Source organism: Phenylobacterium sp., from assembly GCF_035539035.1.
In the GTDB taxonomy this organism is placed as follows: Bacteria; Pseudomonadota; Alphaproteobacteria; order Caulobacterales; family Caulobacteraceae; genus Phenylobacterium.
Genome location: NZ_DATLJI010000015.1, coordinates 375,411 through 388,630 on the forward strand (window position 1 = coordinate 375,411; position 13,220 = coordinate 388,630).

A 13,220-nucleotide genomic window follows, 5' to 3' on the forward strand; every position below is an offset into this window, starting at 1 on the left:
CTTCTTACGGCTCCAGCGTCGTCACGCCGTCCGGCGCGCCGATCAGGGCCTGCTCGGCCAGGTCGAGGAACAGGCCATGGTCGACGACCCCGGTGATGCTCTTCAGCGCCGCGGCCAGCGACGCCGGCTCCTCGATCCGCCCGCAGGCTGCGTCATAGATAAGGTTGCCGCCGTCGGTTCTCACGGGCTGGCCGTCCTTGACCCGCAGGCGCGGGGCCATGCCGATCTCGAACTCGGCGAGGACATCGCAGATCCGGGCCGCGATGGTCTTGTGCCCGAACGCCACCACCTCGATGGGCAGGGGGAACCTGCCCAGGGTCTTCACCACCTTGGCGGCGTCGGCGATGACGACGCAGCGGCGCGAGGCCTCCCACACGAGCTTCTCGCGCAGCAGGGCCGCGCCGCCGCCCTTGATGAGCGCGAGACCGGGGCCGACCTCGTCCGCGCCGTCGACGGTGAGGTCGATCTCGCGCGTCTCCCCGAGCTGGGCGACCTTCAGACCGACGCTTGTCGCCAGCTCCTCGGTGGCGAGCGAGGTGGCCACGCAGGTGACGTCCAGCTTCCGCTCGCCCAGTGCGCGGACGAAGCAGGCGGCGGTGGAGCCGGTGCCCAGGCCCACGACCATGCCGCTCTCGACCAGGGCCGCGGCGGCCTCGCCGGCGGCCTTCTTCTGTGCGTCCGCCTCGCTCATGTCTTCCCCTTCGCCGCCTTTTCCGCCGCCTTGCGGGCGCGGAACTCCGCGGCCCACCCCGGCCGGTTGGTCTGGCCGCCGCGCTCGAGGGCGAGCGCGTCGCCCGGGACGTCCTGGGTGATCACCGAGCCCGAGCCCGTCATGCCGCCGGGGCCGACCCTCACCGGCGCCACGAGGGCGGTGTTGGATCCGATGAAGGCGCCCTCCCCCACGTGCGTCTCGTATTTGAAGAAGCCGTCGTAGTTGCAGAAGATGGTGCCTGCGCCGATGTTCGCGCCGGCGCCCACCGAGCCGTCGCCCAGATAGCTCAGATGGTTGGCCTTGGCGCCCTGGCCGACCTTGACGTTCTTCACCTCGACGAAGTTTCCGATGTGGGCGTCCGGTCCAATGTCCGCCCCGGGCCGCAGCCGCGCATAGGGCCCGACCAGCGCACCGGCGCGGACGACACAGCCCTCCAGGTGGCTGAAGGCGCGGATCACCGCCCCCTGCTCCACGGTCACGCCCTGCGCGAAGACCACGAACTGCTCGACCACGGCGCCGGGAGCGAGATGGGTGTCCCAGGCGAAGTGCACGGTGTCCGGCGCGAGCATGGTGACGCCTTCGGCCAGAAAGTGGGCGCGCTGGCGTTGCTGGAAGATGGCCTCGGCCTGGGCGAGCTGGGCCGGGGTGTCGCAGCCCATCACCGCCGATTCGGACGCCGAATGGCTTCGCACCAGGGCGTGCTCCTGGGTGGCGATGCCGACGATGTCGGTCAGGTAGTACTCGCCCTTGGCGTTGGCGTTGCCGACCTTGGAGAGCCAGCCGAACAGCCGCGCGCGGTCGGCGGCCATCATGCCGGCGTTGCAGCAGCGCACGGCCTTCTCCTCGGGCGTCGCGTCGCGGGCCTCGACGATGCGGATGACGTGGCCGTCTGCGCCCTTGATCACCCGGCCGTAGAGCAGCGGGTCGGCCGGCTCGAAGGTCAGCATGGCCAGGTCGACGCCATTGGCGCGCAGGCCGAACAGAGGCTCCAGGTCCTGGGCTGTGAGCAGGGGCGCATCGGCGTAGGTGATCAGCACATCGCCGTTGAAGTCGGCGAGGTTGTCCCTGGCGGCCACCACGGCGTGGGCGGTGCCGAGCGGCTCGGTCTGGACGGCCACGGCCTCCGCGCCCAGGCGCTTCTCGACCAGCTGGCGGACCGCGGGGCTGTGGGTCCCGACGACGACGACGATGCGCTCGCAGCCGGCGGCCTGGACGGTGTCGATCATCCGGTCCAGGTGGCTGCGGCCGCCGACCTTGTGCAGCACCTTGGGGATCGGCGACTTCATGCGCGTGCCCTGCCCTGCGGCGAGGATCACGGCGGCGCGGGCGGTCATCTGCGGGCGTCTCCCAAGTCCGAGTCAGGCGCTTCCTGCGGCGAGCCTTAGCAAGCCTTGTGGCCAGGCGCGAGAAGCGGCTAGCGTCCGCCGCCGTTCCCGGGAGCCCCTGCGTTTGACCGACACCCTATCCCCGCTCGCCGGCGCCGTGATCGCCTTCGACCTCGACGGCACCCTGGTGGACACCGCCCCGGACCTGATCGGCACGCTCAACCTGCTGCTCGAGGAGGAAGGCGTCCGGCCGCTGCCCATGGACGAGGCCCGGCCGTTCATCGGCTGCGGGGCCCGCTGGCTGATCGAGAGGGGCTTCCAGGCGGCCGAGGCGCCGCTGCCGGCGGAGCGCGTGCCCGAGCTGTTCGAGCGGTTCGTCGTGCGCTACCACGGCCGCATCGCCGACGAGAGCCGGCCGTTCCCCGGCGTGGTGGAGGCCCTGGAGACCATGAAGGCGGCGGGTGCGCGCCTGTGCGTCTGCACCAACAAGCTCACGGGCCTCTCGGTCTCGCTGCTCGACGCGCTCGACCTCTCGCGCCTGTTCGATGCGGTGACCGGGGCCGACGCCGCGCCCGCGCCCAAGCCCGACCCGCGCCACCTGGAAGCCGCGGTGGCGGCGGCCGGCGGACGGCTGGAGCGGGCGATTCTCGTGGGCGACGCCGCCACCGACGCGGGCGCCGCGCGGGCCGCCGGGGCCGGCCTGATCCTGGTCAGCTTCGGCTACACGGAGATCCCGGCGGGGGAGCTCGCCCCCGACATCCTCATCGACCACTTCGACGAGCTGCCGGAAGCCTGCGCGAGGCTCCTTGGCGCTTGCGGCGCGTAAGGGCTCACGCTATACGCCCCCTCCTTCCGGCGGATGCGTAGCTCAGCGGGAGAGCACCTCGTTCACACCGAGGGGGTCACAGGTTCAATCCCTGTCGCATCCACCATCCCTTCTTGATTTCATTCAGAAATCCGGCAGGAACCACCCGCTACCCATCATTGCAACCATCAATGGCGCGTCGGCGGTTTAGTGGCCGGCGGCCGGTGCTGACGCTCGGCCCAGCTCGCGGGAAAGAAGGCCCCTCGTCGCGACCACCTGCGGGGCCTGAGGTCCCTGGTGAAGACGGGCCGCGGACCCCCGCCGTTCGGGGCACGACCCGACCCGACCCCTGGGGAGGGGGTCGCTGCGCGCGCGGCAATTTAATATCCCACTTCCGCAGGAAATTTTGGTTTGGGCCAGAATGGCCTTGCCCGCCCTACATGAACATCCGGCGTGAACTGATCCAATCGAGGTTCTTCACGAATAGGTCGAGGTACCGCGAATTGTTCCGCCCGAACCCGGCCGCAAGGAGGGCCTGCTGACCGGCACCGGGCTCCAACTCCTCGCGCAGCTTGACCAAACGATTGCGGTCCCACGAAACGCGTCCCACCGGCGTCCAGACCCAGTTGTTGTTGGTCATAGCCGCGGTGCCGATCTGCCCCTCCAGCTCCTTCAAGTCGTGCTGTTCGAAGTGGGCCAGAGCCCCCAAGACTTCGAACCGCTCGTACAGCAGCTCGAAATCCGGAACGAAGCCCAGGACCGGGGACAGCCACGCCTTGAAGAGGTCGCACTGCATGTCGGAGAACGCCGTCTTGCGGTTCTCGAACCCCGCGACGCGCTTCCACAGGTCGTCCGTGTTTCCTCGCCACGCATAGTTCAGCAGGTTGTCCACCATCCGGCGTGCGCCTTGTTCATCCCTGCGCCGCAGCGGGGCGACAAGGAACTTGTGCAGCGTCGCCAGCCGCTCCGCCCGGATCAGGCCCAGAGCGTAGGCGGTGAAGACCATGACGGCCGGATAGGATCGAAGCCCCAATAGTGAGGTGTAGCCGCCGCCAACGTCGTCCGCGTGGGCCACCTGCATGGTGATGAGGTCGAGGACGGCGGGAAGCTCACTGTCCGTGCCCCATCGCCCGAGAACCGCCGCCAGCTTCGCTATCGCCTCCGTTGCGGCCTCGTGTTGCCCCGCGCGGCGCTTCCATTCCGCCCCGTCCAAGGAGCCGCTGCCGTCGAAGTTGGGGACGCGGGCCATCCAGTCCGCCGCCGTTTCGCTGATTAGGTCATCTAGCTGGATGCGGTGCTCCGGCTTGCTCAGGTACCGCTTCGCGCTGGCGACGATCAGCTCGATGGAGAGGGGGTTGCGGCGGCCGGTTTGGCGGAGGGTTTCGACCCGTTCCGCCAAGCCGGTGAAGAAGCTGTCGGCGTCGGCCACCTGCAAGGTCACGCCGCGGCGATGCTCCACGATCTCTTTGGCCCCGTCGGCCAGGTCGCCGAGGGTGGACCAGAACGTGGAGTAGCGGCGGCTCTTCGCCCGCAGCATGGCGGCGCGGAGGGCATGGTCCCAAGCCCCCGACCAGCCCGCCACGATGAGCCCATGCTCATCAAAGATGCGGTCAAGGAGCTGGTTGTACTCGTCGGGGTAGGCGCTCAGCTCCTCGTCGGTGTTCAGGATGCGGGCGTCCTTGTAGTCCCCGTGGACTTTCAGGATGTAGCAGGTGGTGTGGGACAGCGGCTCCGCCCCTGCCAAGGCGTCCACGGACGACACGACGGTCGGCTCGATGCCCCGCTCCCGCAACGCCGTCTCCAGCAGGCGGTCGAAGTTGGTGGTTACGATGACCCGAATGAACCCACCGGCGACCAGCTCGGCGATGGCCTTGTGGGCGCGGGTCGGCGTACGACGCCCGGCTTCGCGGTCCTCGTCGGAGGGCTCGATGTAGCCGTGCAGGATCGCGCGCCGCTCGTCGGGCGACAGGGCCAGCTCCGCGAGCAAATCGGAGTAGCTGGGCTCGCCGCCCGTCTTCTTGCGGTACCAGTCCGCCCAATCGGCCTGATCTTCCACGCCCTGCGCCAGGGCGACCCGGCGCACGAGGTCAAGGGTCACTTCCCAGCCGGTGGGGATTTCGGCGGCCCGGGAGAGCCCGGAGCCCAGGAGCAGCGCATAGACGCCCTTGTTCTGGAAGATGGTGAAGGCGAGCTGGGTCAGCCGGTCACCGTCGAGCAACGACATGCGGGCTCCTCGGAGGGGGTTGCAACGCGAGGTACGGGCTTGCCCATGTAGGGAGCGTCACCATGGCCCGCCACCTGTTTGACACAAGAACATGCGGAGAACATACCAGCCGTAGCCAGGCATCGTCGCCGCGCAGACCCTGCCTGCCCGCCTCGTGTTCACCAACGTCCCCGGCCTGGCGTATCTCAGCTTTCTCGCTGAAGCGGCGGCCACAGTCGTCATGTGGCTCTAGCTGGCGCCGACAAGCTTGACCGCGGCGCGCCGCTGAGTTCGCCTGAAGCGATGTGGTTCCTCAGGTCCCTTTTTCCAGACAGCCGCCAGCGTGATGTGCTCATCTTCCTTGGCAGCCTGCGTCCCCGCCTGAGGGACGACCTTTACGGCATCATGCGGGCAGCCGTCCTGGACCATGGGAAGGAGATCAATGAGGCTGTGGTGGTGCGGGGCCTCACGGTTCAGCAGTCCTCGTCATCTTCTCCGTGGTCGAACATGTTATCCTTCCCCTGCAAGGACCGCCGAAGTCGGCGAAGACAAGCGTCGCTCCAGGTCGAGTTCTTGGCGCTCGCGCCCTCGCCAGCCGCCTTCATTCGGCTGAGGACCGCCTCGGCATCAAACAGGCGGTTGAGCGTCGAGAGGTCGGCTGAATGGGAGGGTGGAACGATTAGGGATGCGAGCGAGGCGCGAGCTTCATAGCTGTCGAGCTGCGACGTCAGGCTGTCGCGAAGCTCATCGTCCCAGAGTTCGGCATTGGCGAGAGAATACATCGCTTCGCCGTTAGGGAGGCGTCGAAGAAGGGTTCCGTCAAGGACGGCCGCCTTAAAGCGTTGTCTCGTCTGGTCCCGCAGCTTCTCCGTCTCGGAGCGGTCGAAGATGAACAATTCTCCGCGCTCGCCCCTTTCGTGATGGGTGAGGCCCCAGCGGAATAGGTGCTTCCGCAGGATGGTTGGTACCAGCACCAGGTCACCGTCCGCGTCCAAGGCCGCGACGATGTCCTTCACGCGGGGCACCTGCTTCGCGTCCCTCCACCCGAGCCGCAGCAGGTGGGTCACAGCATCATCGGCGTAAGCGGCGTGCGGCTCCGCATGCAAGTACCAGTCATGGTCGCGCACCAGCGCTCGGGCAAGGGCCGGCCAGAAGGTCGTGTCGCCGCTCGTTGGGAGCTTCGGCAGGAGGTCATCCAGTCTATCGAGGATGCCGGGCAACTCCCCGTTCGCGAGTTCCCGCACCAGCGTGAGCGTAAGCTCGTCCACGTTCGGTTCGCGCCACAGCCTCTCCAAGGTCTCACGCGTCGCGATGCCTGGCGCGTCTCCGAGGTAGAGCGTCCGGACCAAATTGCGCCGCACGGAAAGACGATGGCCGTTGTGTTCTCGCTCCTGCGGCCTGAACTGCGGGAACAGAAGCTTGAGGAGTTCGCCGTGGGCTCCGGGCGGCCCGCCCAGCGCGTCGTCAAGGCTGGGCTCACGTTTCTCCATCCGGTCGATCACCCGGCGGCTCACGGTTTCGCTCGTCGCGTCATCCACGAAGGCGTCGAGGTTGTTGGCGATCGCCTCTCGGAGAGCGGGTGCCTTGATCATCAACCAGCAGTAGCCCAGGACGTCGGCAGCGCTCACTTCCTGGCGCAACATCTCTGCGATGACGGCGTAGGCACCGATAAGACGCTTGAGGTCGCGGGGCGTCTCGATTGCTTTCTGCACACAGGCCACGACCGCAAGTTCATCCTCGGACAGGTCCGGCGGAAGTTGGATGCTATGATGTTCGAGAAGGCGTCGGAAAAGCACCCCGACGTCATGCGTGAAGAGCGGTCGAACCGGGATCGGATGCTGAATGATCTTCTCAAGGTAAGCCTCCCCCGCACCCGGGTCGCCTCGACCTAAAGCAGTGGCTACCCGCTTCGGGTCGTAGGCCACGAGGTACGACACGCCTTGGATGTCCCCGACTGCCTTCACCAACTGCGCAACAGCGCGGACTTCATCGTCGTCGACCCGGTCAAGCTCGTCGATCAGCACGACGACGGCCACCTTGGCGGCACCGAGCTTCTTCTCCAGCGCGCGCCGCTCCTCTTGCGGGGACAGATCCTTGGGCCGCGTGATGACCTTCATCCACCCGAGGACCTTGAGGATGCCCTTGCCCACCCACGCCGGAAAAACAGTGTCCGCTGCGAACGCTATGGCCTGACCGCCGGCGGTTATCGCGGCTCGATACTTGTCCAACGCGGTCATGGCCTCGCGGACTTTCTCCTCGGGGCTTCGGCCCAGAGCGTCGCGAAGTTCGTTGAAGAATGCGGCTAGGAGTTCGTCTCGGCCCTTGAACAGCCACGGGTTGAAGGTTGCCACGGCGACGTGGTCCATACCGTCCAATTGTTCGCGGAGCAGGTGCAAGATCATCGACTTGCCGGAGCCCCACTTGCCCGTCAGTCCGACGACCACGCCCGTAGCTCGGCGCGCTACAACGCGACCCGTGAGTGGGTCCACCTCGTCCACCACAAGTGCGCGCACGAGACTTTCGACGAACGGCCCTCGATCCAGCAGATCATCGGCTGCACGCTCGCCGGGACGGTCCTGCCCCAGGCTTGTCATAGAATGCCCCCCCAGCGCAGGTGATGATGGCGGGGAACGCTTGGTGGTCAAGATCGCGGCATCCCGAGATCGACGAGCTTGCTTGTTGCTTCCGCAGACGGTTAGAGCCTCGCCTCCCATGCAGCCCGGGGCGAAGTGGGACGAAGCGAAAATTCCTGAAACCCACAATAATACAATGGTTTGTCGGCGTTGTTCCGATCCCAGTTCCTGACGGTTGCCAGGCGTGCCGGCTCCCTTCTGTATTTTACAAACGTACGACGAGGGGTCGATGCACCGCATGTGTGAACGAGCACAATGACGATCGCGCGTGACGCATATGACGCCTATCCGGATAGCGGCTCTACGCGCGGGAAGGCTCCTACCGGACGGAACGTCACATGTGTCACGTCCCTAAGCCGGGAAATCCAGCGGCTTCAGCCGGAGCCCCACAACGCCCCGTGCTTGGTTGGTGCGCCGGAGGGTGAAGCCGCGCCCCTCCAGGGCTTGGACAAACCACTTTGCTGACCGCACTGGCTCGCCATGGCGTTCCGCCCAACCCTTCCAGGAGGCGAACAGCTCACCCGACGCGCCCCATGCCTGCGGATCGCGCTGGCACGCTTCATCAATCCAGGCCGCCAGGGCGTCCTCGCCTTCCAGATAGGCGTCCGTGGCGGCGCGAACGGCGGGCGGAGACGCTAGGCCCACCCGCTGCCACTCCACACAGCCCTTGATCATCCAGGCCAGAATGGCGGGCCATTCAGCTCGAAGCTTGGCCGTCAGCGCGGGGTCTCTTTCCTCCGGCGGGATCGTCACAGCGAAGGGCACCAGGTGAAAGCGGCGGCGCATGGCCTCGTCCACGGACCGTAGGCCCGGCCGGTGGTTGCCCGCGACGAACAGCTTGAACTGCGGCGTGTAGAAGAAGAAGTCCTGCCGCATGAACCGCGCCGCGATCTCGTCGCCGCCGGTCAGCGTTTTGATCCGGCTTTCTGCCCAGCGGCGGCCCTCCTCCGTCTCCGCGGCCGTCACGAGCCGCGCGCCCCGGAGCATGGCCAGCTCCGTTGGGTGACGCTCGCCGCCGCTCTCGGTGAACGTCTCAATGGGCGCGGTCTTGTGGTAGTCGCCGAGCAGGCCCGCCACGGTGTCGATCATCACAGACTTGCCGTTAGCGCCGGTGCCGTAGCCGAAGAACAACGCCTGGGCGCTCGTGTCGCCAGTTAGGGCATAGCCGAGCACTCGCTGGAGGTAGCTTTGCAGCTCCCTGTCCCCGTTCGTGATGCGCTCCAGGAACCTGAGCCAGACCACAGGCTGGACGCCATCCTGATCCGGAGCCGCGCCCGTGACCTTGGTCATGTGCAAGGCCGGGTCGGACGGGCGGAGCCGGCCGGTCTTTAGGTCTACGACGCCACCTGGAGTATTGAGGAGCCACGGGTCAGCGTCCCACTGGTCGGAAGTGGCCGCCAGCCGGCGATCTGCCTGCGCGAGGCGGGCCACCGCCGAGACCGTTTGCGCCCGGCCCAGAGCCAGGGCGGTGCGGTCATCGGAGACTGCCGCCACGCGGCGGCAGAGGTCGCGTGCGAGGCAAATGGCGAGTTGTGTGGTGTCCGGCGTCCAGCGCACGCCATCCCAGATCAGCCATTGTCCCCAGTCGTTGCAATAACGCAGAGCGGCCTCGTTCTCCTGCGCGAAGGCGAGAGCCAGATCCTCCTCAGAACGGCCCAGGCCAGCCGGCAGTCGCTGCGCGCGGGAAGCTGGGTTGTGCCAGCCCTGGCGCTGGGCCGCGGCAAAGATGGCGGGGTAGCCGGTCCGCTCCGGCTTGAAGCTGCTCCACTTGGCGTCCGCCTCCGCTGGATCATATGACATCGAGCTCGCTGACCACTGGTGCCACAGATCGCGGCCAACTTCGCCGAGCGGCTTGAGCGCGTGTCCTACGCTGATCCAAGTGGCGTACTCGTCGGAGTCGAGGAACCGTAGTGCCTCCTGCAGGTTCGCGGTCAGACTGGGAGAGGCTGCGTCGAGAGGGTCGGTGGAAATGACGTGGAGAGGGCGGGCAGCGGCGGCTGCGGGGCCGGGCGACGGGCGCTGAGCCTTGTGGGCGCCGTGCATCGGCCGAAGCTCGCTGTCCACGAAGTCGGCGATGTCCGTGATTGGGCCATGGTTCAGGCGCTTCCCCGTCACGGTGAAGTAGCGGCCGCTGCTGTACGCCTCGATGCCGCTCACGTTCGAGCCCAGGGGCGCGAAGGGACGGCCATAGCCGATGGCATGGACGCCGTTTCCGGACGGGCTGGTCTCGATGAAGCCAGGGAGGCGTCGCGCCAGGTCTTGCAGCTCGGCGCGTTGGCCGACGCCGTCGAGGTCGACGCCTTGCCACGTATGGCCGCTGGCATCCGGGCCCAGGGCGAAGCCCAGGCCCGCATAGTCGCCGCCTGCCAGGGCCGCCACCGCAGCGTCGAACGTCGCCAGCCTGCCGCGGTCCTCGGGCGTGTCCAGCTTGCCGCTGCGCGGCGTGCCGTCCGCGTAGAAGGGGGCTTTTATCGGCTTCTTCCCCTGCGCCCGCGGGATGGACTTCCACAGCAGCCATCTTGGCGCGCGCCGCATCTCCTGTGGCAGGTGGCTGAACGGGTCGTGGGCAACGGCATTCATTGCGCAGCGCCCGCCAGCTTGGCGATCAGGAAGTGGACGCGATTGGTCTTCGCCGCCGAACGCCCAACACGGTCGGCTGCCAGCATCGCCGCCGCCAGCTCAGGGCCGCCGGCGGGCATGGACCTTGCCAAACGTCTCAGCTCGACCACTGCACGCGTGGCTCGCCGGGCTTTGGAGTTGGCCATCCGTCGCGCGAACGTGCGCTGCCGCTTCGACCGCGCGAACCGCTTTGCGAGCACCAGGGCGATGCTTTCCTCGCCCTCCGGAAGGGCGTCGGACGAGGCGACGAGCGGGCCCGACTGCGCTGCCGTGACGGCCCACCACAGGCCCCACAGCTCATGCAGGAAGTCCGGGAACGCGGCGGGAAAACCGTGTTTGCCGGACTGGTCGGCGATAGGGCGCGGCGGGCGCGCATTTGGGCCGTTGGTGCTGTTGCTGGTCATCGCAGGCCCGCCGACTTGGAGGCCAGGGCCGCGAGGGCTTCGCGAAGCGCGCCCACCTGCCAGCCGTTGACGCGGGAGCCGAGCTTCACCCGCTTGGGCAGGCGTCCGGCCTTTTCGAGCCGATCGACTTCGAAATCCGAGATGCCGCCCCACAGGGCCTGCACGACCTGGCGCTTGACGAATGCTGCTGAAGGTAGGTCATCAAAGGCGGCGAGAACTGCCGCCGTCGTGGGGTGGGTCTGGGTTGCCATCGTTGGCCTCCGTTGCTGATGCAGCGGAGATCGCGGCGTTCGGCGCGCTCAGGCTCGATGTAGGATTTGCCCCTGTCGGGAAATCCTACTTAGGAATTGCGCTTGGTGTCCTTCTCGGGGTCGTAGGCCGCTTCAGCAAGTTTCAGCCACTTGCGGATGGTGTCGTCCGACACGGGGTGACCGCGATCCTGGGCCTCACGCTCAAGGTCTGCGGCTAGGCCGTGATAGAAGCCCTTACGGTTTCTCAGAAGAACCAGCGTGGCGATGATCTTGGCGGCGTAATTCCGCTCCTTGGGCGACAACTCACGCTCTTCGGCGGGCGCACTAGCGGTAGCCCGCGCCGACCACCCCTGGTCGATGACGTACAGATCGCAAGGCGTGCGCAATTGCTCGCCAGCCCACATTTCGCCCGACCACCTTAGCTGCCTGCCCAGCTCGCCCGGTGCCTGCCAGACGTGGGGCAGGACGGGGTGCTGCTCGCCCGTCCAGGGGTGCACTGCAACCACCTTGAGGGTTCCAGCGATCAACCGCTGCTGGAGCCGGTCGGCCAAGGCGGCCAGCTCCTGATCCGATCTGCATGCGCTGATTTGAGCCGTGATCCAGCGCATCCAGTAGACACCGCCCGGCGGCGTCCTGTTGGCCGGCGGCCAGCTCTCCGACCGCTCCCAGTCCCGGTGCTCGCGATCCTGGTCTTGCTCCCACGGTGGCGGAGGCGGTTCTTCCTCTGCGGGGCCGAGAACGATCAGTAGCTTCGCGATAAGGTCGCTTGGGTCGCTCACGCTGCCGCCCCTTGCAGGGGCTTGACGTTCCCGCGCTTGGCGGCCACCGGCCTCGACAGGAAGGCCGCCCAGGCCTCCATGAGCTTGCGGCGCTTCTCCAGGGCGTCGCCACGCCTGTAGGCCTGTTCCACGGAGCTGCCCGTCGTGTGCGCCAGGGCAGCCTCCGCGACTTCCCGCGGGAAGTTGGTGAACTCCCCGCACCAGTCACGAAAGGTCGACCGGAAGCCGTGGGCGGTCACGTCAACGTCCATGCGCCGCAGAACGGCAAGCAGCGTTCGGTCCGAAAGCGGCGTGCCGCTCGCCGAGGGGAACACAAGGTCCGTGTCGGCGAACCTCGGCAGGGCCTCCAGCAAAGCCATCGCCTGGGCCGACAGCGGAACGCGATGCTCCTTGCCCATCTTCATCCGGCTGGCCGGGATGGTCCAAACCTTGTCCCGCAGATCAATTTCGCTCCAGGTCGCGCCCCTGACCTCACCGCTTCGCGCTGCCGTCAGGACCACGAACTCCAACGCGCGTGCGCCCGTGCCGCCCGCCGCGCGGAGCCGGACCATGAAGGCGGGAACGTCGCCGATGGCCATCGCCGCCATGTGGCCCTTCGGCTTCAACTTTGTCGGGTTCGGCAGCATCTTGTCCAGGTGGCCCTTCCATCTGGCAGGGTTCAGGCCTTCCCGGTACCCACGCGCCGTCGCCCAATCGAGCACCAGCTCCATCCGCCCCCGAAGCCGGTTCGCCGTTTCCGTCCGCACGCGCCAGATGGGCTCCAGCACGGCCAGCACGTGGGCCACTTCTATGTCGCGAACCGCGAGTTTGCCCAGGTGGGGGTAGGCAAGCCCCGTAAGCGTGTTCCGCCACTGCTCACGGTGCTTGGCGTTGCGCCAGCTAGATTCATGGGCCGCCATGTAGGCCTTCGCCGCGTCTTCGAACGTGACCAGCTTGGCGTCGTCGGCCCGTAGCGCCGCCTTCGCGGCGCGCCGGACCTCTATGGGATCAAAGCCCTTGTCGATCTTGTCCCGGGCATCCCTTGCCCGTTCTCGGGCTCCTGCCAGGGTGACCGATGGGAAACCGCCCAGGCCCATGTCGCGACGCTTCCCGCCGACCATGGCGCGCAAGACCCAAGACCGCCCCCCCGGGACAATCTTCGTCGGGTCCTCAGGGTCGGGACGTGGCGGAAGCACTTGCAGGTAGAGGCCGGACACCCCACCCACTGCATGAAGACCGGGGGTAGTCAGGCGGGAGACCGCCAACGGTCCAAGTTCCTTCGCCACGCGCGCCACAGGTCTGCCTCCACAAGCCCCACGTCTCACCCATCAATAGGCCCGTGGTTGCACGTGGCGTCAAGTGGCGTCCTGTGCCGGAGCGCTGCCCCTCACCGAGACGCCAGCGGAAGTTGCGTGCCGAACTGTGGTGACGTGAGGTTCAGCGGAAGCGGATGTCGCATCCACCATTCCTTCCCTCCGTCCAGACCACCCCCACCGCCGCGTCCGCGCGC

Annotated in this window: 10 protein-coding genes and 1 tRNA gene; 2 read left to right on the forward strand and 9 right to left on the reverse strand. The window is 67.3% G+C overall.

Annotated elements, in window-relative coordinates; all coding sequences use genetic code 11:
* Window positions 1-4 precede the first annotated feature (4 nt).
* Together rpiA and glmU are read right to left on the reverse strand one after the other, a co-directional pair.
* The gene (gene rpiA, locus VM685_RS13805; protein WP_325460737.1) at window positions 5-691 is read right to left on the reverse strand and encodes a ribose-5-phosphate isomerase RpiA; all 687 of its coding nucleotides are present in this window, start codon (window positions 689-691) and stop codon (window positions 5-7) included.
* Window positions 688-2,046 carry a bifunctional UDP-N-acetylglucosamine diphosphorylase/glucosamine-1-phosphate N-acetyltransferase GlmU gene (gene glmU, locus VM685_RS13810; RefSeq protein WP_325460738.1) on the reverse strand — a complete coding sequence of 453 codons (1,359 nt, stop codon included), beginning with the start codon at window positions 2,044-2,046 and terminating at the stop codon, window positions 688-690. The genes rpiA and glmU overlap by 4 nt, the downstream gene beginning before the upstream one ends.
* Window positions 2,047-2,161: 115 nt before the next feature.
* Between glmU and VM685_RS13815 the strand changes: the two genes are divergently transcribed.
* Together VM685_RS13815 and VM685_RS13820 are read left to right on the forward strand one after the other, a co-directional pair.
* Entirely contained in the window at window positions 2,162-2,863 is a 702-nt protein-coding gene (locus VM685_RS13815) for an HAD-IA family hydrolase (RefSeq protein ID WP_325460739.1), read from the forward strand.
* A gap of 31 nt (window positions 2,864-2,894) precedes the next feature.
* A tRNA-Val gene (locus tag VM685_RS13820) sits at window positions 2,895-2,969 on the forward strand.
* A 309-nt stretch (window positions 2,970-3,278) separates the two neighbouring features.
* On the opposite strand, the gene VM685_RS13825 is transcribed toward VM685_RS13820, so the two are convergent.
* The 7 genes from VM685_RS13825 to VM685_RS13855 form a co-directional block, all read right to left on the reverse strand.
* Window positions 3,279-5,066, reverse strand: coding sequence for an SIR2 family protein (locus tag VM685_RS13825; RefSeq protein WP_325460740.1), 1,788 nt, complete (start codon window positions 5,064-5,066; stop codon window positions 3,279-3,281).
* A 452-nt stretch (window positions 5,067-5,518) separates the two neighbouring features.
* Window positions 5,519-7,690: a KAP family NTPase gene (locus VM685_RS13830; RefSeq protein ID WP_325460741.1), complete on the reverse strand. Its 2,172-nt coding sequence runs from the start codon at window positions 7,688-7,690 to the stop codon at window positions 5,519-5,521.
* A 339-nt stretch (window positions 7,691-8,029) separates the two neighbouring features.
* A complete protein-coding gene (locus VM685_RS13835; RefSeq protein ID WP_325460742.1) occupies window positions 8,030-10,258 on the reverse strand; it encodes a phage/plasmid primase, P4 family in 2,229 nt (742 codons plus the stop codon).
* On the reverse strand, window positions 10,255-10,701 hold the full coding sequence (locus VM685_RS13840) for a hypothetical protein (RefSeq protein WP_325460743.1): 447 nt from the start codon (window positions 10,699-10,701) through the stop codon (window positions 10,255-10,257). Before VM685_RS13840 ends, VM685_RS13835 begins: the two co-directional genes overlap by 4 nt.
* On the reverse strand, window positions 10,698-10,952 hold the full coding sequence (locus VM685_RS13845; RefSeq protein WP_325460744.1) for a hypothetical protein: 255 nt from the start codon (window positions 10,950-10,952) through the stop codon (window positions 10,698-10,700). The genes VM685_RS13840 and VM685_RS13845 overlap by 4 nt, the downstream gene beginning before the upstream one ends.
* Before the next feature lie 89 nt (window positions 10,953-11,041).
* A complete protein-coding gene (locus tag VM685_RS13850; RefSeq protein WP_325460745.1) occupies window positions 11,042-11,731 on the reverse strand; it encodes a hypothetical protein in 690 nt (229 codons plus the stop codon).
* Window positions 11,728-13,035, reverse strand: a complete 1,308-nt coding sequence (locus VM685_RS13855) for a tyrosine-type recombinase/integrase (RefSeq protein WP_414693370.1) — start codon at window positions 13,033-13,035, stop codon at window positions 11,728-11,730. The genes VM685_RS13850 and VM685_RS13855 overlap by 4 nt, the downstream gene beginning before the upstream one ends.
* Between the last annotated feature and the right edge of the window lie 185 nt (window positions 13,036-13,220).